Genomic DNA, 23075 nt, shown 5'->3' with positions numbered 1-23075 from the left:
CCGACCTGGCCTCATTTTTCAGAGGCCGGGAGTGCTCAGATATTTTTTATTTCTTTGAGCAGGTTGTCATAGTAACGCTCTGCTGTCTGTAGCCGTAGCAGGCAACCTAAATAGAATTCCTGGCGGGAATCAGGATACTTACTGGCTATCACGTCTATGACGTTATATAGCCAGTCATCTCCATGTTTTATATCAATAGTAATATGTTCGTTATAATAATGTACGTCTTTATCAATAAGGCCGAGTCGTATGCATCCGTTGACGAGTTTCGTGTACTGGGGGGGATCAAGAACTTCTGTCATCGCCATGACACCCAGAAGCTTGTAGTAATGACAGCGATTCACTGCGCCAATCATAAAGGCGTTATGTCCTGCCAAAGCGTCGACGCCGTACAAATCAATGTAATGGTTTTCCGGCAATGATATATCTTGCCGTTCGAGCAGATTTTTGTAGAGGTTGACGTGTGTGAAATAGTTGTCACCATGACCAATCTCATCCCATAGATTCTCGCTGACGGTACCGCGAGTTTCCTGCTCCGCGCCTATCAGGGTATAAGCGACAAGATCAAAGAAAATCAGATTGAGCGCACTGTCGCTCTTAAAGAAAAGAAAAAGCTGCTCCCTGGTGGCATCCCGTTCAAGGAAATCGAACAAGTCGTGCCTGGCCGCGCGATGACCTTTCCATAATCCGATCAAATAATTAGGAAAATTAACGTTGAGGTCCTCAACGTCGGTAAAGCGCACATCACGAAATTCCTCGCTCAACCATGCCCGCTCTGCCCGCTGCTTGATTATCAGCAGTACTTCATCATGCTGCCGCCTGGCTGCCGCAGACAGAGGGTAAGAGAGATGGGTCTGATAAATCAAAAACAGCGCATTATGAATAATTTTGCGGGCTTCAGGCATACCGTTCTGGTAAGCATCTGAGAGAATTTTATTAAAGTTTTCAAGCAGCGATGGTTCAACCTGATCTGTCCCACTATTAATATAAGAGAGGAGATTTTCAGTGAACCTGTAGCTGTCCTGCACAAAAGGGGACTGCACATATTGGTTATTAAACATAATTTAATCCTCCACTTGTCAGTGAAAGTTTTATTTATCCTACAAATTGTGTGGGCTTTATACATCGTATGCTAATTCTCTTACAGAATGTCCATTCTGTGAGCTGCCCCTATTTTTCTGAACGGCTCTGATTAGAGCAACTGTGGGTTCACGAAGTTCTCTTTCACTTCGCCCGTCAGCGCCGTAATCAGGTTATCCACCGCGCAGGACGCCATGGTGTAGCGCGTTTCGTGCGTTGCGGAGCCGATGTGCGGCAGGGTGACGATTCTCTCTTTCTCTTTTTCGCACGTCCCGCCTTGCTTTACTCTTCCCTGATAAGTTCGCTCACGCGCTTTGATTAGTTTAAAATAGGTACAAATCGTTCGATTTATACCTATTCAACCGATATGAGGGCTCAGCCATGATCAGTTTTACCGCCAACCAGGCGAAAACCCAGTTCGGAGAAATGATCGCCAAAGCGCAGCGCGAGCCGGTGAGCATCACCAAAAATGGCAAACCTTCCGTTATTGTCATGTCGATTGCGGACTATAACGCCTTAGAAGAACTCAAATTACAGAACCTGCGCGAAAAACTGGCGCGTTCCGTAGCCCAGCTCGAAGCCGGGGATCTCCATGACGGTGAAGCTGTATTCGATGAGTTAATGAAGGATATTTAATGGCGAGCTACAGGCTGACGGAAGATGCGCTACAGGATTTGCGCGAGCTAAAAGGATTTTCTCTGCAGCAGTTTGGGGGGCTGGTGACGCGGGAATATCTGGCGGCCATGCGTATTACAATGCAGCATCTGGCGAACATGCCTGACATTGGCGCTGACGAGTCGGAGCTTCTGCTTACTGGCTTGAAGAGCTTTCCCTATATGAGCCACATGCTTTATTACCAAAAAATTGAATCTGGGATCGCGATAATTGGCATCCTTCACCAGAGCCGGTTACCTGCAGTGCTTACGAAGCGTCGATAAATTCGTAGGGCGGATAAGCGCAGGCGCCATCCGCCGCAACTATTATTTCAGCACCTGCGGGTTAACGCAGTTCTCTTTCACTTCCCCCGTCAGCGCCGTAATCAGGTTATCCACCGCGCAGGCCGCCATGTTGTAGCGCGTTTCGTGCGTTGCGGAGCCGATGTGCGGCAGAGCGACGACGTTTGCCATCTTCAGCAGTTCAGAATCAGCCGGCAGCGGCTCCTGCTCGAACACGTCCAGACCAGCGGCATGAATCGTGCCGTCTTTCAGCGCCTGAATCAGGGCCTGCTCGTCGACGACCGGGCCGCGTCCTGCGTTAATCAGAATTGCCGATGGCTTCATTTTTGCCAGCTGCGCCGCGCCAAACATGTGGTGCGTTTCTTCGGTCAGCGGCAGGGAGATGCAGACAAAATCGGACTCCGCCAGCAGGGTGTCCAGGTCGCAGTAGCGGGCGTCGAAGCGATCTTCCGCCTCTTTGTGATGACGGCGGGCGTTGTACAGAATCGGCATGCTGAAGCCGAAGTGCGCGCGCTGGGCCAGCGCCAGGCCGATGCGGCCCATGCCCAGAATCCCCAGCGTTTTATGGTGTACGTCGATGCCAAACCAGTCCGGGCCGATGCTCCCCTGCCATTCTCCAGCTTTCACCCGTTCCGCTACTTCCACCGCGCGACGGGCCGTGGACAGCACCAGGGTCATCATCGTATCCGCTACCGTTTCGGTCAGTACGGTCGGGGTGTGCATCAGCACGATGCCGCGGCTGGTCAGCGCGTCCACGTCAAAATTGTCATAGCCGACGGAAATAGTTGAGGAGGCACGCAGCTTCGGCGTGTGCTCGAGAAAGGCCTTGTCGACCTTCTCGCTGGAGCCAAGAATGCCCACGGCATTCGCGAAGGCATCGGCGTTTTGCTCTACCGTTTCCGGGCTTAAATCACTGACTCTGGTGACGGAAAAATGGCTTTCGAGGCGGGCAAGCAGGTCGTCAGGGAGATTTTTGTAGAGGATGACGGGCGGCTTCATGGTGTTCTCCGTAAATAAATTAAACACAAACCGGGCGGCTTTGGCTCGCCGCCCGTTGGGTAGCTATGCGTGGCGAGCGCCGACCGGAAGCTGTTGGTTCGTTGCCGGTTTCACTATCAGAGTTAGCCACACGGAGGCGAGCAGCGCCACCCCCATAAAAATGTAGGACGCGGACGGGCTGCCGGTAGCGCCGTTCAGATAGCCCACAAGCCAGGAGCCGACGAACGAGCCGAGCGCGCCCATGCTGTTGATCAATGCCATCGCGCCGCCCGCCACGTTTCTTGGCAGCATCTCCGGGATGATGGCGAAGAACGGGCCATACGGGGCGTACATCGCCGCCCCGGCAATCACCAGCAGGGTATAGGAAACCCAGAAATGGTTAGCGCCAACCAGCCACGATCCCAGGAACGCCAGCGCGCCAATCAGCAGCAGCGGCCAGACGAAGAGCTTGCGGTTCTGCATTTTGTCCGACGCCCAGGAGACGGCAATCATCGCGATAGTCGCCGCCAGGTAAGGAACGGAAGAGAGCCAGCCCACTTCCACCATGCCCATCCCCGCCGTACCAGCCCCGCGGATAATGGACGGCAGCCACAGCACGAAGCCGTACACGCCGATGCTCCAGCAGAAATACTGCATGCAGAGCAGCACCACGTTGCGCGAGCGGAACGCTTCGCCGTAGTTGCGCACGGCCTTGATCCCCTCCTGCTCTTTTTGCAGCTGGGCCTGCAATGCGGATTTTTCATCGTCGGACAGCCAGCCAACCTGCGCAGGCTTGTCTTTGACCAGCACCCACCAGGCAAAGGCCCAGATCACCGCCGGAATGCCCTCGAAGATAAACATTTCGCGCCAGCCGAATGCCTGAATCAGGTAGCCGGAGACCACGGACATCCACAGTACCGTGACGGGGTTGCCGAGGATCAGGAAGGTGTTGGCGCGCGAACGTTCGGATTTAGTGAACCAGTTGCTGATATAGATAAGCATCGCGGGCATCACCGCCGCTTCCACTACGCCCAGCACGAAGCGGATCGCCGCCAGCATTGGGATATTGCTTACCATGCCGGTCAGCGACGCGCAGCCGCCCCATAAAATCAGGCAGACGAAGATGAGTTTGCGCACGCTGCGGCGTTCCGCGTACATCGCGCCGGGGATCTGGAAGAAGAAGTAGCCGAGGAAGAACAGCGCCCCCAGCAGGGAGGAGATCCCCTTGGTGATGCCCAGATCGTCGTTGATCCCGGCGGCGGAGGCAAAGCTGAAGTTGGCGCGGTCGAGGTAGGCCAGGCTGTACGTGATAAACACGATCGGCATGATATACCACCAGCGTTTTGCTGCGATTGTCTTGGTTTTCATAGGCTAGCCTCTATGTTGAGGTGAAGCGCATCGTGCCGCAGGTAGGGTACAGCCGATGCGCTCTTGTTTATTCGCCCAGCGCGCTACGGGTGGGTAACCCTTCGCTGTCGCCGATGACCTGAATAGCCAGGGAGCCGATTTTGTTTCCGCGGCTGACGGCCTGAGATAACGTTTTTCCTTCCAGCAGGGCGCTGATGACGCCGACGGCAAAACCATCGCCCGCGCCCACCGTATCGACGACGTTATCGACTTTTACCGCCGCGACTGCGCCTTTTTCGCCGGAAGCTGTTTTGAACCAGGCTCCGTCAGCGCCGGTTTTCAGCACCACGGTTTTTACGCCCTTATCGAGATAGAAATCCGCGATGCCCTCCGGGGTTTTCTGCCCGGTAAGAATGACACCCTCTTTTACGCCGGGCAGCACCCAGTCCGCCTGCAGCGCCAGCTGGTTAAGCTGCTTCACCATCTCCGCTTCGCTTTTCCACAGCACCGGGCGCAGGTTCGGGTCGAAAGAGATGGTTTTGCCCTTAGCCTTCATCGTCCTGGCCGTGTGGTTCAGCAGCTCCAGTGACGAATCCGACAGGGCTGCCGCCACGCCGCTCAGGTGCAGATGGCGGGCGCTGAAGAAATATGCTTCGTTAAAATCCTCTACCGACAGATGGCTGGCGGCGGAGCCTTTGCGGAAGTATTCCACGATGGGATCGGTTCCATCATCGACCTTAGATTTAAGCTGAAAGCCAGTGGCGTAGCGCTCGTCGGTGGTCACGCCACGGCTGTCGATCTGCTCTTTGGCGAGCTGCTGGAGCACGTATCGTCCGAATGAGTCATTGCCCACGCGGCTTACCCAGCCGACCTTCAGCCCCAGGCGGGCCAGCCCGGTGGCAACATTGAGTTCGGCGCCGGCGGCACGTTTAACAAACTTTTCAGCGGCGGCTAAATCACCGGTCTCGGCGGCGACAAACATCGCCATCGCCTCGCCAATGGTGATGACATCCAGTTCGTTCTGCATCCTTTACTCCTCGCGTAACAGATTGACGTAGTGGCGGGTCACGGCGACCAGGTCGCGGCCTTCCAGCGGGAATTCAATGCCTCGCGGCACGTCCGTTGGCAGCTGTTTGAGCAGCGCCAGCCAGCGCGGGTCGGCATCATCCAGCGCAATGGCGCGGTAATGGTAATGGTGCGGGACCGCCGCCTTAACGTGAACGTAGCTGACGGAGGAGGCCAGCTCGCGGGCCGCCGCTTCCGGTGAGTCATCCACCCACAGCCAGTTAGCCATATCAAAGGTTAGCGTCACCGGCAGATTCAGCACGTTGCAGGCCGCTTTAAAGCGCTGCATCGGGGCCAGCCTGCCGCAGGCGGTCTGATCGTTTTCAACGACCAGCGCGACGTCGCTTTGGGCGAGCCACTGCTGCAGCAAAGAAAACTGCTGGCTGCCGCGAAACTCCCCCAGCGAGAGCTTCAGCCAGCGGGCGTTGAGCTGGCGGGCTTCGAGCAGCAGGGAAGGAATGAGGGGATTAAGTTTACCGTCCTCGGCAAACAGCGGCTCCGGCGCGGAGTAGCAGGCTTCCAGATTGTGCCCGGCTACCTGTTTCGCCAGATCCGGCAGGGCATCGAGCTGGATATTGCTTAACAGTTCGCGGCGGATTTCGACGCCGTCCGCACCGGCGCTGGCGATAATGGGCAGCAGCGCCTGCTGGCCGCCCAGGGAGGCAACGCGGTCATGGCCATAGGCGGCGGTAACGACAATAATTTTGCGCGGCATCGATTTCTCCGGAATGGTTACACTTTGCTAACATAGCTATTACGCTAGATGGAACCGGTTCCAAAGAAAAGCCGCTCGTGGCGAATTTATGATCGCTATCACGAAGAAGAGGGTTAGCGGGCGGTGGAGCCGCGGACGATCAGTTCACCGGAAAAGACCTGCTCGCGCACGCTGTCCGCCGCGCCGTCGATGCGGTTAACGACCTGCTCGAGTGCGGCATAGCCAATCTGCCAGGCGGGCTGTTTGAGGGTGGTGATGCCCACGCCCGCCAGCTCCGCCCACTCCAGTTCGTCGAAGCCCAGCAGGCCGATATCGCTGCCCCAGTGCAGGCCAATGCGGCGCATGGAGCGGGCGACCTGCAGGGTAAGCGCGCCGTTGGCGGAGATCACCGCTTTGCGCATCCCGCGATGCTGCGTGTGGAACTGTCGCAGGGTGTTGTCCATCAGGTCGGCTTCGTGCAGGGGAATTTCGGCGTTTTCCGCCACGATGCCGGGATAGCGGGCGACGGTGTTGCGAAATGCGCGCAGGCGTTCACGGCGGGTATTCACCATGCCCAGCGGCTCGCTTAAAAACAGAATCGCCTCAAAGCCCTGCTCCACAAGATGCTCGGTGGCGGTGGTGGCGGCCTGAATATTGTCCAGCCCGACCACGTCGCAGGCGAAATCGGGAATTTTACGGTCTATCAGCACCATCGGCAGGGCTGACTGCTGCAGGCGGTTCAGCCCCTCTTCGCGCATCCCTACGGCGTTCACCACGATACCTTCAACCTGATAGCTGCGCAGTAAATCCAGGTAATGCAGCTCCTGATCCACTTCGTTGTTGGTATTGCAGACCAGCGGGGTAAAGCCCTTTTCGCGGCAGGCGGCCTCGATGCCGCTAAGCACGTCAACGGAGTAGGGGTTGGTAATATCGGCGATGATCAGGCCAATCAGGCGCGTGCGTCCGCGCTTCAGGCCGCGGGCCATCTGGCTTGGACGATAGTCGAGTTCGGCAATGGCGGTTTCAATGCGGATGCGGAGATCGTCGGACAGGGCGCTCTGTTCGCCGTTCAGATAGCGGGAAACGCTGGTTTTACCGGTTTTTGCCGCTTTCGCGACGTCGCTAATCGTGGGGCGCGCGGCCTTGCCGTTCATGTCCATCTCCAGGAGGGGTAACTTTCTGGAGAGTAACACAAAATTGATTGGCTGTTGGTGGAGGACGCTGGCGCTTATCCACCCTACGAAATTCAGTCCGTAGGGCGGATAAGTGCAGCGTCATCCGCCGTCTGATTTAAGCCAGAGGACTCAGCGTAATTTCTACGCGACGGTTCTGAGCTTTGCCTTCGGCGGTGCTGTTGCTGGCGATTGGGTTAGATGGACCAGCGCCGGTGGTGCGCACGCGGCTTGCTTCAACGCCCTGGGTGATCAGCGCGCTGCCCACACCGTCCGCACGCTGCTGGGACAGCTTCATGTTCAGCTCGTTGCTGCCGGTGCTGTCGGTGTAGCCCACCACGTTAACCGCAGTTTTTGGGTACTCTTTCAGGACCATCGCCACGCCGGTCAGGGTATTGGCACCCGCCGGTTTCAGGGTGGCGCTGCTGCTGTCGAAGGTGACGTTGTTCGGCATGTTCAGCACGATGTTGTCGCCATTACGCGTCACGCTCACGCCCGTTCCCTGCATTTTCTGGCGAAGTTTCGCTTCCTGTACGTCCATGTAGTAACCCACGCCGCCGCCAAGCGCTGCGCCCGCTGCGGCACCAATCAGCGCGCCTTTGCCGCGATCTTTCTTGGAAGAAGAGAGTGCTCCAACGCCTGCGCCTACCAGCGAGCCGATACCTGCGCCGATGCCGGATTTACCCGCTTCTCTTTCGCCGGTGTAAGGGTTGGTGGTACAGCCAGAAACTGCTAACGTGCCGCAAACCAGGGCGGCAATCATGACGCTTTTGTTCATCTCATTTCCTATGCGAATTATATTTCTTCGCTGCATAGCACAGCGGAGATTGATTATGACGTGTGATTATGGAGAAAATTCCCCGGAGTCATCCTAAATTTGTAAACAATATTGAGTGGCCTCAGGCCACCACCTGCAAACCCGGAGCCCGAATTGGCTAAAACATCCGCGACAACGAAACACATTCTGACCGCTGCCCACTGGGGGCCCATGCAGGTTGAGACCGATGGGAAACGCGTACTGGCCTCCCGTGGCGCGCTCGACACAGGCCATGAAAACTCCCTGGCGCAAGCCGTGCCGGATCAGGTGCACAGCAAGGCCCGCGTGCAGTTTCCCATGGCGCGTAAGGGCTTTCTGGCCTCACCGGAGGCCCCGCAGGGAATACGCGGTGAAGATGAGTACGTGCGCATTAGCTGGGATGAAGCGCTGAGGCTTATCCATCAGCAGCATCAACGTATTCGCGAAACTTATGGCCCGTCATCTATTTTTGCTGGCTCTTACGGCTGGCGCTCCAACGGCATTTTACATAAAGCGGCAACCCTGCTGCAGCGCTATATGAGCCTTGCGGGTGGCTATACCGGACATCTTGGCGATTATTCCACCGGCGCTGCGCAGGTCATCATGCCTTACGTTGTCGGCTCGAATGAGGTTTACCAGCAGCAGACCAGCTGGCCTTTAGTGCTTGAGCATAGTGATGTGGTGGTATTCTGGAGCGCTAATCCGCTGAATACGCTGAAGATTGCGTGGAACGCCAGCGACGAGCAGGGCATGAAGTACCTGGAGCAGCTGAAGAACAGCGGTAAAATGGTGATCGCCATCGATCCGATGCGATCGGAAACCATCGATTTCTTTGGTGACAAAGCGCAGTGGATTGCTCCGCATATGGGCACCGACGTGGCGCTGATGCTGGGCATCGCCCATACGTTGGTGCGTCATGGCTGGCAGGACGCTGGATTCATTGAGCGCTGCACTCACGGCTATGACAAATTTGCCGACTATCTGACGGGCAAAAGCGACGGCCAGCCGAAAAACGCCGAATGGGCGTCAAAAATCTGCGGCGTGCCCGTGCAAATCATCGAGTATCTGGCGCAGGTCTTCAGCGCCAACCGCACAATGCTGATGTCCGGCTGGGGGATGCAGCGCCAGCAGTACGGCGAACAAAAGCACTGGATGCTGGTGACGCTGGCGGCCATGCTGGGCCAGATTGGCACGCCGGGCGGCGGTTTTGGCCTCTCTTACCACTTTGCCAACGGCGGTAACCCAACGCGGCGAGCGGCTGTGCCCGGTTCGCTACAGGGGCTGGTGGCTGGCGGCACGGACCCGGTGGAAAAAATCCCCGTGGCGCGCATTGTTGAAGCGCTGGAAAACCCGGGCGGCGGCTATCAGCACAACGGTATGGAAAGAGTTTTCCCGGATATTCGTATGCTGTGGTGGGCGGGCGGCGGCAACTTTACCCATCACCAGGACACTAACCGGCTGATTAAGGCATGGCTTAAGCCGGAGCTGGTGGTCATTTCCGAGTGCTTCTGGACGGCGGCGGCAAAGCACGCGGACATCGTGCTGCCGATTACCACCTCGTTCGAACGTAATGATATGACAATGACCGGCGACTACAGCAACCAGCATCTGGTGCCGATGAAGCAGGTTGTCGCTCCGCAGGCCGAGGCGCGTAACGATTTTGATGTGTTTGCGGAGTTGAGCGAGCTGTGGGAGCAGGGGGGCAAAGCGCGGTTTACCGAGGAGAAAACCGAGCTGCAGTGGCTGGAAAGCCTTTACGATATGGCGAAACAGCGCGGAGCCTCGCAGCAGATAACGCTGCCGGAATTTAAAGATTTCTGGGAGGCTAACGACCTGATTGAAATGCCGGTTAACGAAAAATCAGCCGAATTTATCCGCTTCGCTGATTTCCGCCGCGATCCGCAGGAGTATCCCCTTAAAACCCCGAGCGGCAAAATTGAAATCTACTCTGAACGTATTGCCAGCTTTGGCTATGCAGATTGCCCGCCGCACCCGACCTGGCTTGCGCCCGATGAATGGCAGGGCAACGCTGAAAAGGGCCAGCTTCAGCTGCTTTCATCCCACCCGGCGCACCGCCTGCACAGCCAGCTTAACTATTCCGCCCTGCGGGAAAAGTATGCCATTGCCGGGCGCGAGCCGCTGACGCTGCACCCCGAGGACGCGGCGGAGCGGGGCATCGCCGACGGCGATTTGGTGCGGGTCTGGAATCATCGCGGGCAGGTGCTGGTCGGCGCGCTGGTAACGGACGGCATCAGGCCGGGCGTGATTTGCATTCACGAAGGGGCGTGGCCGGATCTGGATAGCGACCGCCTGTGTAAAAACGGCGCGGTGAACGTCCTGACGCTGGATATTCCGACGTCCAGGCTGGCAAACGGCTGCGCGGCAAACTCATCGCTGGTCTGGGCCGAGAAGTATCAGGGTACAGCGCCGGAGGTTACGGCTTTCGATCCGCCTGCCAGCTCATGATCCACGTCGGGTGGCGCGTTTCTGACTGCCAGGCGCTTTCTTCAATGCGAAAGCCCCGGCGGTGATAGAAATGCACCGCCCGCTGGTTTTTCTGATAAACCTCGAGGCTTAGCGCTGGAAAGCTCGCTTTTGCATGCTCAATCAGCCCCCTGCCGATGCCCTGGCCGTAAAACGTCTCGTCCACGAACAGCGCGCCCAGGAAGCGCGAGTCGATCACGCTCGCAAAGCCGACAATTTTGCCGTGTTGTTCATCTACCCAGGTCAGAGACTGCGGGATATAAACGTTGCGGACAATCGACTCACTTTCCCGCCAGTAGCTTTCGGCGATAAAGGGGTGGGCGTGAATGGTGCTGGCAAGCCATAGCATAATCAGCTCGTCCATTTCCCCCTCACGCAGTCGACGGATCATTTATTATCAGGGTGGCAGAAGCAGGAGGTTATATGGTCGTTCACCAGCCCGCACGCCTGCATAAACGAGTAGCAAATCGTGGAGCCAACGAACTTGAAACCGCGTTTCTTCAGGGCCTTAGACAGGGCGTCTGATGCGGGGGTGGTGGTGGGCCTGTCCGTGTGCACGGCTGCGTGGCTGACCTGCGGCTCGTTATCCACAAACGCCCAGACAAACTCCGGGAATTTTTCACCGTTGGCTTCCATTGCCAGAAACGCTTTAGCGTTATTGATGATCGCCTCGATTTTCCCCCGGTGGCGAATAATACCCGCGTCCAGCACCAGCCTGTCGACGTCCTCCTGCGTGAACAGCGCCACGGCGAGGGGATCGAAATCTTTAAAGCAGCGGCGGTAATTTTCACGCTTCTTCAGCACGGTTATCCAGGACAGCCCCGCCTGCTGGCCTTCCAGGCAGATCATCTCAAATAATTTTTGCCCGTCTGTGACCGGCACGCCCCACTCTTTATCGTGATATTCAAGGTAAAGCGGGTCCTGAGTGACCCATCCACAACGCTGCATATTCTCTTCCCTCTGATGAAATAAATGGCCGGCAACTTGACGTGTCTGATAAAGAGACAATAGTTAATTCAGGGTTATCCGCAAGCCCGACAAAAAGAGAATAACTATCGCCGGATTTGGCTCTTTCTTGGAGTCGCTTTGATGATTAAAAAAACTTCATGCAGTGGTCGCCGTGTCACGCTTCTCACGGCGCTGGTTTCGTGGTGCCTGTTCTGCGCCCCTCATGCTTTTGCGTGGCAGCAAGAGTATGTTTCTGATGATGCCGTGGGCGACGCTCAGGATCGTTATACGTGGGATAGCGACCGGGCGCCAAACTATAACGACATTCTTGCCGAACGCATTCACTCTTCCATGCCCCCGGAGGTGCAGGAAGGGCTGTCGTTTACTGCCGGAAACGATACCGCACATACCGACGCTACGCGAATGGACATGGGCTGGAATATCCCTGTTCTGGGTAATGTTACCACCGGGCCGACCGCTGGCTACAGCTGGGACGGCAGCTCAACGAACATTTATAACGAATACGGGGATAGCGTGGTGCCGTCTCGCTACAGCGATCGGCTGTGGCACGCCAGCGTCTCCACCGTTGGCTGGCGGCTCGACTCTGCCGTGGGCTATGTTCGTCCCTGGGCGCAGGTAAGCTATAACCACCAGTACGGCGATAACGTCTGGAAAGCGCAGTCCGGTATGCGCACCAACGCCGCCAGCGCGCAGGACACCAGCTGGATGGACGTCACCGTCGGTGCCGATATGCCCATCGGTAAGAACGTCGCCGCCTTTGCCTCTATGTCACAGGCCGAAGGGCTCTCCACCGGCGACGCCTATCTCTATAACCTCGGGGTCAGCGCGAAGTTTTGAATGAGGTTGGTTATGTAGTGCTAATAAGCGCCAGATTGCATCACCGACCTACGATTAGAAGAGTAATGCTAATGTTTTCTCGCTTCGCAAGATTACAGATCAATTTTTAACAGTAAATCCATCAATAGATGAATTTGGGTAACCTCAATGCCTGATGTTTTAACATTCAATATACAGTTGAGAAGCATCTCTCGGTGATAGTAACCACTCACAAACATTAATGCCCACAGGCGTTCAAGGTCATTCATTCCCGCTCAGGTGCATTTCATTCCGTCTCTCGTGCAGTTCATGCCTTTTTCTCCTGGAATAAAATGCGCTTCGCTATGGTAGGCGGCAGATAACTTCCCTTAAGAATTGCAGGACATCTGCCATGAATACTGCTCAATATAACCGCACCCGCTGGTTAACCCTCATCGGGACCGTCATTACCCAGTTTGCACTGGGATCTGTTTATACCTGGAGCCTGTTTAACAGCGCGCTGTCGCAAAAGCTCGATGAACCTATCAGCCAGGTTGCTTTCTCGTTTGGTCTGTTAAGTCTCGGACTGGCCATCTCTTCTTCCGTGGCCGGTAAATTGCAGGAGCGCTTTGGCGTTCGTAAAGTCACCATGGCGGCAGGTGTGCTGCTGGCAGTTGGTTTCTTCCTGACCGCTCACGCTAACAACCTGATGATGCTGTGGCTCAGCGCTGGTGTGCTGGTCGGGCTTGCCGATGGTGCAGGCTACCTGCTGACGCTTTCCAACTGCGTGAAATGGTTCCCGGAGCGTAAGGGGCTGATTTCCGCCTTTGCCATTGGCTCATACGGCCTTGGCAGCCTTGGTTTCAAATATATCGATACCCATCTGCTGGCGACCTATGGTCTGGAAAACACCTTTATGATCTGGGGTGCGATTGTGATGGTGATGATTCTGTTTGGCGCAACGCTGATGAAGGATGCGCCGGCTCACGAAGCCCAGTCCGTTAACGGCGTGACCGAAAACGACTTTACCCTGGCAGAATCCATGCGTAAGCCGCAGTACTGGATGCTGGCGGTGATGTTCCTGACGGCCTGCATGAGCGGCCTGTATGTGATTGGCGTGGCGAAAGATATCGCCCAGGGTATGGTGCATTTAAACGCGGTTTCTGCTGCCAATGCGGTAACAGTGATAGCGATTGCTAACCTGAGCGGCCGCCTGGTGCTGGGCATTCTCTCCGATAAGATTGCACGTATCCGCGTTATCACCATCGGCCAGGTTATTTCGCTGGTGGGGATGGCGGCGCTGCTGTTTGCTCCGCTTAACGAAGCAACATTCTTTGCGGCCATCGCCTGCGTTGCCTTTAACTTCGGCGGCACCATCACCGTTTATCCTTCACTGGTCAGCGAGTTTTTCGGTCTGAACAACCTGACTAAAAACTACGGTGTGATTTATCTGGGCTTCGGTATTGGCAGCCTTGGCGGATCGATTATTGCGTCACTGTTCGGCGGTTTCTATATCACCTTCTGCGTTATCTTCGCGCTGCTGATTCTCTCTCTGGCCTTGTCCACCACGATTCGCCAACCGACTCGTGAAGAGATGCAGCAGGAGCACGAGCACGCTCACGCCTGATAGCGCGCCATCAGCTGAGTAAACCATGCCGCCGGGACGTTATACGGCGGCATCATTAATTGTGAAATACCTTCCTCGACAATGTTTTCCGCCCGCGCTTTCAGTGCTTCATTCCCGCGTTTCATCTCCGCCAACTGTAACCGCTTTTCGATGAGATAAACCCGTGCGAAATGGGCGTCATATCTCAGTATTTCACGCGTGTTATCAATAATATCTGCAAGCTTAATGGTCTGTGCATCCGCACTGGCCTGCGCGGTATGCAGGAAATGAGCGCGTTTGCGGTGGGCGCGATTGGTGCCGGGGGGCTGTTCAGGGTTGGTGAGCATCAATACCAGGGCGGCAACCCGCGGGCCAAAACGCTCTTCGATATCGAGAATCGTTGTGTCGGTGTCTTCCACCGTATCGTGTAGCCAGGCGGCGGCCAGCACCTCTTCGTTATCGCAGACGCTGCGCACCAGTTCCACCACGGCGGCAGGATGGACGATGTAAGGCTCATAGGTATATTTGCGCCGTTGCTCACTGGCGGCGTGAGCTTTACTGGCGAATCGACGGGCGCGCTCTTCTAAGGTCTGCATAGGTGGCCTCTCCGGGTGCCTGGACTGCGCAAATTCAAGCTGCAAATATGTTATTGGCAAAATGTAAAGAACACATATTATCGCGTTTTATGGCGATACATTTCGTGACCGCTGTGCTCTACTACGCGGCGCAAGTCTTGTGACCTGTGTCTAAGAATCGTCCCGATTCGTTGGCTATTTTCTACCGTTCAGAACTCTGCTGCAAACGAGGAGTCTGAATAGTCTTTGAGAAGCTTTACTCGCTTTATTCCGGACAATTGAATGAATTATATTAAATCGATGACCCAGCAGAAATTATGTTTTCTGTTAGCGGTATACATCGGCCTGTTTCTGAACATCTCAGTTTTTTATCACCGTTTTAACAGCTTCGCACAGAGCTTTATGGCATGGAAAGGATTTGCTGCCGTGGCTGAAGTCGCCGCCTGTGTGTTGATTACATTTTTCTTACTCCGTCTGCTTTCCCTGTTTGGACGAACGGTGTGGCGCGTACTTGCAAGCCTCGTCGTGCTATTTTCCGTCGGTGCCAGCTATTACATGACCTTCCTTAATGTGGTGATCGGCTACGGCATCATCGCTTCGGTTATGACAACGGATATCGATCTTTCTAAAGAGGTTGTTGGCTACCATTTTGTTATCTGGATGATTATCGTGAGCGCACTGCCGCTGATTCTTATCTGGAGCAACACTTGTCGCTATACCCTGCTGAAACAATTACAAACCCGTCGGCACCGTGTGCGAAGTGTGGGTATCGTCCTGCTGGCCGGTCTGCTTGCCTGGGGCCCGCTGCGTCTGCTGGATCACTTCCAGAGCCGTGACGAGAAACGCTCTACCGTTGACCTGGCCAGCTACGGCGGCGTGGTGGCGAACTCTTATCTGCCTTCGAACTGGGTATCGGCACTGGGTTTATATGCCTGGGCGCAGGCGGACGAGTCCAGCGATAACAGTTCGCTGATGAACCCGGCGAAAAAATTCACCTATGTTGCGCCAAAAGATCTTGATGATACCTACGTGGTGTTCGTGATTGGCGAAACGACACGTTGGGATCACATGGGGCTTCTGGGCTATGACCGGGATACCACGCCGAAACTGGCGAAGGAAAAAAATCTGGTCGCGTTCCGTGGTCAGTCTTGCGACACCGCCACTAAGCTCTCCCTGCGCTGCATGTTTGTACGCGAAGGCGGCACGGAAGATAATCCACAGCGCACCCTGAAAGAACAAAACGTCTTTGCCGTTCTTAAGCAGCTGGGCTTTAGCACTGACCTGTTTGCGATGCAGAGTGAAGTCTGGTTCTACGGTAACACCATGGCGGACAACATTGCCTACCGCGAGCAGATTGCCGCCGAGCCGCGTAACCGTGGTAAGACAGTGGATGACATGCTGCTGGTGGAGGAGGTGAAGCGTTCGCTCGATAAACACCCGGACGGCAAGCATCTGATCATTCTGCATACCAAAGGGTCGCACTTCTCCTACGTGCAGCGTTATCCGCGCAGCTACGCGAAGTGGACACCTGAATGTGTCAGCGTCGACAAAGAGTGCACCAAACAGCAGATGATCAACGCCTACGATAACTCGATACTTTATATCGATACGGTGCTGACGGATGTGATTGACCAGTTCCGCGATAAGAAGGCGATTATCTTCTATGCCGCAGATCACGGGGAATCCATCAACGAGCATAAGCATCTGCACGGGACACCACGTTTCATGGCTCCACCGGAGCAGTTCCGCGTACCGTTGATGCTGTGGGCGTCAGATAAGTATCTGCAAAATCCTGACCGTGCACGCTCCTTTGAACATATGAAAGAGCAGGCGGCGATGAAGATCCCACATCGTCATGTCGAGCTGTATGACACCATTATGGGTTGCCTGGGTTACACTTCGCCGAACGGCGGAATTAACGAGAACAACAACTGGTGTCACGTGCCGCAGAAGGCTGCAAAGTAACATTGATTCAACAATCGCTGTCTTTTAAATCAATTGATTTGTATTTTTAATTTAAGGGATTGACGGCTAAAACGGTGCGCAGTAAGATGCGCTCCGCATTCGGCGAGTAGCGCAGCTTGGTAGCGCAACTGGTTTGGGACCAGTGGGTCGGAGGTTCGAATCCTCTCTCGCCGACCACATTTAAGAAACCCCGCTTTTTAGCGGGGTTTTTTGCATCTGTAGGTTGGATAAGCGAAGCGTCATCCAACAACTACCCCGGACACAACGGCGGATGGATCTGTCCTACAAGATCTCCATTCCTGCTGAAAATACCCCTTCCATCGTGCTATCCCCGCCTTTAAATCGTTTTGTGACATATTCCATTGTTTTTTGTTATGAAAGAGCGTGGTTTTTTGCGTCACTGCTTATGTTTGCTGCCAGCACAATTCGCTATTGCAGAGGCCGAACACAAAATAAATCGTTCATATAATCACCGTCCGGCAAGAATTTTCATAAAATGTGAACAATCGATTTGCGCTATTGCGCGCAAAATAAGCAGTGTAATATTCTGGTAACAAGCCCGTAGCATAAATTTCCCTGCTGGAAATACCCGCGCCCGCTTTTTTTTAACTTTGTTTGCGGTTTCTCACCCCTGCTGCAAATCCCCGCTACCTGTATTGACGTTTTAACGAACTGTTGACAGATTGTAGGGCGTGAGGGGCAATTTATGGACAGCCCGCACTACCACACAGCTCTCCAGAAGCATGGAATTCCCTGGCCTCACCACTCGCCTTCGGGCACACCGTACGGACCGCAAACAAATAACAAAGGTCTCACGGATAAAAACAACACATCTCACATTGGAGCGGAAGAATGAGTATTTCCTTGAAGAAGTCAGGGATGCTGAAATTTGGTCTGAGCCTCGTCGCTTTGACCGTAGCAGCCAGCGTTCAGGCTAAAACCCTCGTCTATTGTTCAGAAGGCTCGCCTGAAGGTTTTAACCCACAGCTGTTCACCTCTGGTACCACTTACGATGCCAGCTCGGTGCCAATCTATAACCGTCTGGTAGAGTTCAAAATCGGCACCACCGAAATCGTCCCTGGCCTTGCTGAAAAGTGGGAAGTGAGCGAAGACGGTAAAACCTATACCTTCCACCTGCGCAAAGGCGTGAAGTGGCAGGACAATAAAGACTTCAAACCAACGCGTGACCTGAATGCCGACGACGTTGTGTTCTCCTTCGACCGTCAGAAAAACGCTCAGAACCCGTACCATAAAGTTTCTGGCGGCAGCTACGAATACTTCGAAGGCATGGGCCTGCCGGATCTGATCAGCGAAATTAAGAAAGTGGACGACGACACGGTTCAGTTCGTGCTGACCCGTCCTGAAGCGCCGTTCCTTGCCGATATGGCGATGGACTTTGCCTCGATCCTGTCCAAAGAGTACGCGGACAATATGCTGAAAGCCGGCACGCCGGAAAAAATCGACCTGAACCCAATCGGTACCGGGCCGTTCCAGCTGCTGAAGTATCAGAAAGACTCCCGCATTCTGTATAAAGCGTTCCCGGGCTACTGGGGGACCAAACCGCAGATCGACCGTCTGGTCTTCTCCATCACGCCTGACGCCTCCGTGCGTTACGCCAAGCTGCAGAAAAACGAGTGCCAGGTTATGCCGTTCCCGAACCCGGCTGATATCGCTCGCATGAAGCAGGATAAGAACATCAACCTGATGGAACAGGCTGGCCTGAACGTGGGTTACCTCTCTTTCAACACCGAGAAAAAGCCGTTTGACGACGTGAAAGTGCGTCAGGCGCTGACCTACGCGGTGAACAAAGAAGCGATCATCAAGGCGGTTTATCAGGGCGCGGGCACCGCGGCTAAAAACCTGATCCCACCAACCATGTGGGGCTATAACGACGCCGTGAAGGATTACACCTACGATCCGGAGAAAGCGAAGGCGCTGCTGAAAGAATCTGGCCACGCCGATGGCTTCACCGTTGACCTGTGGGCAATGCCTGTTCAGCGTCCATACAACCCGAACGCTCGCCGTATGGCAGAGATGATTCAGGCTGACTGGGCGAAAGTGGGCGTGACCGCCAAAATCGTCACCTACGAGTGGGGCGAGTACCTGAAGCGCGCCAAAGCGGGTGAGCACCAGGCGGTGATGATGGGCTGGACCGGGGACAATGGGGATCCGGACAACTTCTTCGCTACCCTGTTTAGCTGTGCAGCAGCGAAAGACGGCTCCAACTACTCCCGCTGGTGCTACAAGCCGTTTGAAGACCTGATCCAGCCTGCTCGCGCGGCCGAAGATCACAACAAGCGTATCGAGCTGTACAAGCAGGCTCAGGTAGTGATGCATGACCAGGCTCCGGCGCTGATCGTTGCCCACTCCACCGTCTATGAGCCGGTGCGCAAAGAAGTGAAAGGCTACGTGGTTGACCCGTTGGGCAAACACCACTTTGAGAACGTCTCAGTAGAATAATAAGCACGATAGCCTCTCTCATTATCCACCCTGTGAAGTTGTAGGGTGGATAAGCGCCAGCGCCATCCACCGCTGAGGCCGTGGCAGAGAGGGGCGTATTATTTGTAATTTGTGAGCAATACAGACGAAGCGTGACCAGGCGCGACGTCACTACAGAGAATCCGGGTTATGTTGCAGTTTATCCTCCGACGTCTGGGATTAGTTATCCCCACGTTTATCGGTATTACCCTACTGACCTTCGCCTTCGTGCATATGATCCCCGGTGACCCGGTGCTGATCATGGCCGGCGAGCGAGGCATTTCTCCTGCTCGTCATGCACAGCTGCTGGCAGAACTTGGCCTTGATAAGCCGATGTGGCAGCAGTACCTCCATTACGTCTGGGGCGTGATGCATGGCGATCTGGGCATCTCCTTAAAAAGCCGCCTCCCGGTCTGGGATGAGTTCGTGCCGCGCTTTAAAGCGACGATGGAACTCGGCGTGTGCGCGATGATCTTCGCCGTTGCCGTGGGTATCCCGGTTGGCGTACTGGCCGCCGTGAAGCGCGGTTCCGTGTTTGACCACACCGCGGTAGGCCTGGCCCTGACCGGCTACTCCATGCCTATCTTCTGGTGGGGAATGATGCTGATCATGCTGGTTTCGGTGTACTGGAACCTGACCCCGGTATCCGGGCGAATAAGCGACATCGTCTTCCTGGACGACAGCCAGCCGCTCACCGGCTTCATGCTGATAGACACCGCCATCTGGGGCGAGAAGGGCGACTTTATCGACGCGCTGGCCCATATGGTGCTGCCTGCCGTCGTGCTCGGCACCATCCCGCTGGCGGTTATCGTGCGTATGACACGTTCGGCGATGCTGGAAGTGCTCGGTGAGGACTACATCCGTACCGCTCGCGCCAAAGGTTTGACGCGCATGCGCGTTATCGTGGTTCACGCTCTGCGTAACGCCATGCTGCCTGTCGTCACCGTTATCGGCCTGCAGGTCGGTACCATGCTGGCCGGTGCGATCCTGACGGAAACTATCTTCTCCTGGCCCGGCCTTGGCCGCTGGTTGATTGACGCATTGCAGCGTCGTGACTACCCGGTAGTGCAGGGCGGTGTCTTACTGGTGGCGACGATGATTATCCTCGTTAACCTGATTGTCGACCTGCTGTACGGCGTGGTGAACCCGCGTATCCGCCATAAGAAATAAGGGCCATCATGACGCAAATAACTGATCCAAAAGTGGTGGCGGCGCCAAAACCGATGACGCCCTTCCAGGAATTCTGGCACTACTTCAAACGTAACAAAGGCGCGGTTGTCGGCCTGGTGTATGTCACGGTGATGATTCTGATCGCCATCTTCGCCAACTTCATCTCTCCGCACGGCCCGGCTGAACAGTTCCGCGATGCGCTGCTCCACCCGCCGGTCTGGCAGGAAGGCGGCAGCTGGCAGTTTATCCTCGGCACCGATGACGTTGGCCGCGACATCATGGCCCGCCTGATGTACGGCGCGCGCCTGTCGCTGCTGGTCGGCTGCCTGGTGGTTGTGCTGTCGCTGGTGATGGGCGTGGTGCTGGGCCTGATTGCCGGCTACTTCGGCGGCATCATCGACAACATCATCATGCGTGTCGTCGACATCATGCTGGCGTTGCCAAGCCTGCTGCTGGCGCTGGTGCTGGTGGCGATCTTCGGCCCGTCGATAGTGAACGCCTCGCTGGCCCTGACGTTCGTTGCTCTGCCGCACTATGTGCGACTGACGCGCGGCGCGGTGCTGGTGGAAGTCCACCGTGATTATGTGACGGCATCCCGTGTCGCGGGCGCAAGCCCGATGCGCCAGATGTTCATCAATATTTTACCGAACTGCCTTGCACCGCTTATCGTGCAGGCCTCTCTTGGCTTCTCTAACGCCATTCTCGATATGGCCGCCCTTGGCTTCCTTGGCATGGGTGCGCAGCCGCCAACGCCGGAGTGGGGCACCATGCTCTCCGACGTGCTGCAGTTTGCGCAAAGTGCCTGGTGGGTTGTGACCTTCCCGGGTCTGGCAATCCTGCTGACGGTGCTGGCATTTAACCTGATGGGTGACGGGCTGCGTGACGCGCTCGATCCTAAACTGAAGCAGTAAGAGGTTCGAGATGGCGTTATTGAATGTAGATAAATTATCGGTGCACTTTGGCGACAAAGGCACCCCGTTCCGTGCCGTAGACCGTATCAGCTATAGCGTAAGCCAGGGCGAAGTCGTGGGTATCGTCGGCGAGTCCGGCTCTGGCAAGTCCGTCAGCTCACTGGCGATTATGGGGCTGATTGATTTTCCCGGCCGCGTCATGGCCGAGAAGCTGGAGTTCAATGGCCGCGACCTGCAAAAGATCTCCGAGAAAGAGCGCCGTAACCTGGTCGGTGCCGAAGTGGCGATGATCTTCCAGGACCCGATGACCAGCCTGAACCCGTGCTACACCGTTGGTTTCCAGATCATGGAAGCCATTAAGGTGCATCAGGGCGGCAACAAAAAAACACGCGTTCAGCGCGCAATCGACCTGCTGAACCTGGTGGGCATTCCGGATGCGGCTTCGCGCCTCGACGTCTATCCCCATCAGCTTTCCGGCGGGATGAGCCAGCGCGTGATGATCGCCATGGCAATTGCCTGTCGGCCCAAACTGCTGATTGCCGATGAGCCAACTACCGCGCTGGATGTGACCATCCAGGCGCAGATCATCGAGCTGCTGCTGGAGCTGCAGCAAAAAGAGAACATGGCGCTGATTTTAATCACCCATGACCTCGCGCTGGTGGCGGAAGCGGCGCACAAAATCATCGTGATGTATGCAGGCCAGGTGGTGGAAACGGGCGAAGCGAAGGATATCTTCCGTGCGCCGCGCCATCCGTATACCCAGGCCCTGCTGCGCGCGCTGCCGGAGTTTGCGCAGGATAAAGCCCGTCTGGCCTCGCTGCCGGGCGTGGTGCCGGGCAAGTACGACCGCCCGAACGGCTGCCTGCTCAACCCGCGCTGCCCGTATGCCACGGACCGCTGCCGCGCGGAAGAGCCAGAACTGAACCTTGTGGACAATGGGCGCCAGTCCAAGTGCCACTATCCCCTCGATGATGCCGGGAGGCCAACGCTATGAGTACCGAACAGGCCACCGCGCAACCGCTGCTGCGGGCCATCGATTTAAAGAAACACTATCCGGTCAAGAAGGGCATCTTCGGACAGGAACGCCTGGTGAAGGCGCTGGACGGCGTGTCGTTTGAGCTGGAGCGCGGCAAAACGCTGGCGGTAGTGGGCGAGTCAGGCTGTGGAAAATCCACTCTGGGCCGCCTGCTGACGATGATTGAAATCCCAACCGGCGGCGAGCTGTACTACCAGGGCCAGGATCTGCTGGTGCCGGACGTTACGGCTGAAAAGCTCAGGCGTCAGAAAATCCAGATCGTCTTCCAGAACCCGTACGGCTCTCTGAACCCGCGTAAAAAAGTGGGGCAGATTCTGGAGGAGCCGCTGCAAATCAATACCAGCCTGAGCAAAGCCGAGCGCCGTGAAAAAGCGCTGGCGATGATGGCGAAAGTGGGGCTGAAAACTGAGCATTACGACCGCTACCCGCACATGTTCTCCGGCGGCCAGCGTCAACGTATCGCCATCGCCCGCGGTCTGATGTTAGATCCTGACGTGGTGATTGCCGATGAGCCTGTTTCCGCGCTGGACGTTTCGGTGCGTGCGCAGGTGCTGAACCTGATGATGGATTTGCAGGAGGAGATGGGGCTGTCGTACGTGTTTATCTCCCACGACCTGTCCGTGGTAGAGCATATCGCCGACGAAGTGATGGTGATGTACCTGGGCCGCTGCGTAGAGAAGGGCACCAAAGATCAGATCTTCTCCAACCCGCGTCACCCATACACCCAGGCGTTGCTGTCTGCGACCCCACGTCTGAACCCGGACGAACGCCGCGAGCGCATCAAGCTAACCGGCGAGCTGCCAAGCCCGCTGAACCCGCCGCCGGGCTGCGCCTTCAACGCCCGCTGCCGCCGCCGCTTCGGCCCCTGCACCCAGCTGCAGCCGCAGCTCAAGGAGTATGGCGGCCAGCTGGTCGCCTGCTTCGCCGTTGACCAGGATGAGAATGAGGAAATCCGTTAATTAAAAAGCCGGGAATTTTCCCGGCTTTCTTATTTGTAG

General features: G+C 56.0%; 21 protein-coding genes, 1 tRNA gene and 1 pseudogene. 12 read left to right on the top strand and 11 right to left on the bottom strand.

Annotated features, from left to right (window positions below; genetic code table 11):
• Positions 1 to 35 precede the first annotated feature (35 nt).
• Both HYQ67_RS16300 and HYQ67_RS16295 read right to left on the bottom strand, forming a co-directional pair.
• A complete protein-coding gene (locus HYQ67_RS16300) occupies positions 36 to 1061 on the bottom strand; it encodes an iron-containing redox enzyme family protein (RefSeq protein WP_202305153.1) in 1026 nt (341 codons plus the stop codon).
• A gap of 131 nt (positions 1062 to 1192) precedes the next feature.
• Positions 1193 to 1327: pseudogene (locus HYQ67_RS16295) on the bottom strand (bifunctional glyoxylate/hydroxypyruvate reductase B); the annotation flags it as partial.
• 134 nt (positions 1328 to 1461) lie between these two features.
• Here HYQ67_RS16295 and HYQ67_RS16290 point away from each other — a divergent pair.
• Together HYQ67_RS16290 and HYQ67_RS16285 are read left to right on the top strand one after the other, a co-directional pair.
• Entirely contained in the window at positions 1462 to 1716 is a 255-nt protein-coding gene (locus HYQ67_RS16290) for a type II toxin-antitoxin system Phd/YefM family antitoxin (protein WP_202305151.1), read from the top strand.
• A complete protein-coding gene (locus tag HYQ67_RS16285) occupies positions 1716 to 2018 on the top strand; it encodes a type II toxin-antitoxin system RelE/ParE family toxin (RefSeq protein WP_202305149.1) in 303 nt (100 codons plus the stop codon). Before HYQ67_RS16290 ends, HYQ67_RS16285 begins: the two co-directional genes overlap by 1 nt.
• A gap of 42 nt (positions 2019 to 2060) precedes the next feature.
• Here HYQ67_RS16285 and ghrB read toward each other — a convergent pair whose 3' ends face one another.
• The 6 genes from ghrB to HYQ67_RS16255 form a co-directional block, all read right to left on the bottom strand.
• Positions 2061 to 3035, bottom strand: a complete 975-nt coding sequence (ghrB, locus tag HYQ67_RS16280) for a glyoxylate/hydroxypyruvate reductase GhrB (RefSeq protein WP_202305147.1) — start codon at positions 3033 to 3035, stop codon at positions 2061 to 2063.
• Positions 3036 to 3098: 63 nt separating this feature from the next.
• Positions 3099 to 4382, bottom strand: coding sequence for an MFS transporter (locus HYQ67_RS16275; protein WP_202305145.1), 1284 nt, complete (start codon positions 4380 to 4382; stop codon positions 3099 to 3101).
• A gap of 67 nt (positions 4383 to 4449) precedes the next feature.
• Positions 4450 to 5388 (bottom strand): sugar kinase, encoded by a 939-nt coding sequence (locus HYQ67_RS16270; RefSeq protein WP_202305143.1) that lies wholly within the window; start codon positions 5386 to 5388, stop codon positions 4450 to 4452.
• Between the two features lie 3 nt (positions 5389 to 5391).
• Positions 5392 to 6141 carry a sugar phosphate isomerase/epimerase family protein gene (locus HYQ67_RS16265; protein ID WP_202305141.1) on the bottom strand — a complete coding sequence of 250 codons (750 nt, stop codon included), beginning with the start codon at positions 6139 to 6141 and terminating at the stop codon, positions 5392 to 5394.
• Between the two features lie 113 nt (positions 6142 to 6254).
• Positions 6255 to 7274, bottom strand: a complete 1020-nt coding sequence (locus tag HYQ67_RS16260) for a LacI family DNA-binding transcriptional regulator (RefSeq protein ID WP_202305139.1) — start codon at positions 7272 to 7274, stop codon at positions 6255 to 6257.
• A 136-nt stretch (positions 7275 to 7410) separates the two neighbouring features.
• Entirely contained in the window at positions 7411 to 8070 is a 660-nt protein-coding gene (locus tag HYQ67_RS16255) for an OmpA family lipoprotein (protein ID WP_202305137.1), read from the bottom strand.
• Between the two features lie 153 nt (positions 8071 to 8223).
• Between HYQ67_RS16255 and HYQ67_RS16250 the strand changes: the two genes are divergently transcribed.
• Positions 8224 to 10554 (top strand): molybdopterin guanine dinucleotide-containing S/N-oxide reductase, encoded by a 2331-nt coding sequence (locus HYQ67_RS16250; RefSeq protein ID WP_202305136.1) that lies wholly within the window; start codon positions 8224 to 8226, stop codon positions 10552 to 10554.
• On the opposite strand, the gene HYQ67_RS16245 is transcribed toward HYQ67_RS16250, so the two are convergent.
• Positions 10523 to 10963 carry an N-acetyltransferase gene (locus HYQ67_RS16245; RefSeq protein ID WP_202305134.1) on the bottom strand — a complete coding sequence of 147 codons (441 nt, stop codon included), beginning with the start codon at positions 10961 to 10963 and terminating at the stop codon, positions 10523 to 10525. The genes HYQ67_RS16250 and HYQ67_RS16245 overlap by 32 nt on opposite strands.
• A complete protein-coding gene (gene tag / locus HYQ67_RS16240; RefSeq protein ID WP_202305132.1) occupies positions 10960 to 11520 on the bottom strand; it encodes a DNA-3-methyladenine glycosylase I in 561 nt (186 codons plus the stop codon). The genes HYQ67_RS16245 and tag overlap by 4 nt, the downstream gene beginning before the upstream one ends.
• Positions 11521 to 11661: 141 nt before the next feature.
• Here tag and HYQ67_RS16235 point away from each other — a divergent pair, with 141 nt between their 5' ends.
• Together HYQ67_RS16235 and HYQ67_RS16230 are read left to right on the top strand one after the other, a co-directional pair.
• A complete protein-coding gene (locus tag HYQ67_RS16235; protein ID WP_202305130.1) occupies positions 11662 to 12378 on the top strand; it encodes an autotransporter domain-containing protein in 717 nt (238 codons plus the stop codon).
• Positions 12379 to 12748: 370 nt separating this feature from the next.
• Positions 12749 to 13963, top strand: a complete 1215-nt coding sequence (locus HYQ67_RS16230) for an L-lactate MFS transporter (RefSeq protein ID WP_202305124.1) — start codon at positions 12749 to 12751, stop codon at positions 13961 to 13963.
• Here HYQ67_RS16230 and HYQ67_RS16225 read toward each other — a convergent pair.
• Entirely contained in the window at positions 13954 to 14538 is a 585-nt protein-coding gene (locus HYQ67_RS16225) for an HD domain-containing protein (RefSeq protein WP_202305123.1), read from the bottom strand. The genes HYQ67_RS16230 and HYQ67_RS16225 overlap by 10 nt on opposite strands.
• Before the next feature lie 261 nt (positions 14539 to 14799).
• Here HYQ67_RS16225 and eptB point away from each other — a divergent pair, with 261 nt between their 5' ends.
• From eptB to dppF, 7 genes are all read left to right on the top strand, one after another.
• A complete protein-coding gene (eptB, locus tag HYQ67_RS16220; RefSeq protein ID WP_202305122.1) occupies positions 14800 to 16482 on the top strand; it encodes a kdo(2)-lipid A phosphoethanolamine 7''-transferase in 1683 nt (560 codons plus the stop codon).
• 100 nt (positions 16483 to 16582) lie between these two features.
• Positions 16583 to 16659, top strand: a tRNA-Pro gene (locus tag HYQ67_RS16215).
• A gap of 675 nt (positions 16660 to 17334) precedes the next feature.
• Positions 17335 to 18942 carry a dipeptide ABC transporter periplasmic-binding protein DppA gene (dppA, locus tag HYQ67_RS16210; protein WP_202305121.1) on the top strand — a complete coding sequence of 536 codons (1608 nt, stop codon included), beginning with the start codon at positions 17335 to 17337 and terminating at the stop codon, positions 18940 to 18942.
• A 168-nt stretch (positions 18943 to 19110) separates the two neighbouring features.
• Complete coding sequence (gene dppB / locus HYQ67_RS16205) at positions 19111 to 20130, top strand: dipeptide ABC transporter permease DppB (RefSeq protein WP_202305120.1); 1020 nt, start codon at positions 19111 to 19113, stop codon at positions 20128 to 20130.
• Between the two features lie 8 nt (positions 20131 to 20138).
• Positions 20139 to 21041: a dipeptide ABC transporter permease DppC gene (gene dppC, locus HYQ67_RS16200; protein WP_202305118.1), complete on the top strand. Its 903-nt coding sequence runs from the start codon at positions 20139 to 20141 to the stop codon at positions 21039 to 21041.
• Between the two features lie 10 nt (positions 21042 to 21051).
• Entirely contained in the window at positions 21052 to 22035 is a 984-nt protein-coding gene (dppD, locus tag HYQ67_RS16195; RefSeq protein ID WP_202305116.1) for a dipeptide ABC transporter ATP-binding protein, read from the top strand.
• Positions 22032 to 23036: a dipeptide ABC transporter ATP-binding subunit DppF gene (gene dppF, locus HYQ67_RS16190; protein ID WP_202305115.1), complete on the top strand. Its 1005-nt coding sequence runs from the start codon at positions 22032 to 22034 to the stop codon at positions 23034 to 23036. Before dppD ends, dppF begins: the two co-directional genes overlap by 4 nt.
• Positions 23037 to 23075 lie beyond the last annotated feature (39 nt).

Source organism: Dryocola clanedunensis subsp. sulfonylureivorans (genome assembly GCF_016756775.1).
Classification (GTDB): domain Bacteria; phylum Pseudomonadota; class Gammaproteobacteria; order Enterobacterales; family Enterobacteriaceae; genus Dryocola; species Dryocola clanedunensis.
Note: the sequence above shows the minus strand (reverse complement) of the source record. Positions and strands in the feature narration are given on the sequence as shown.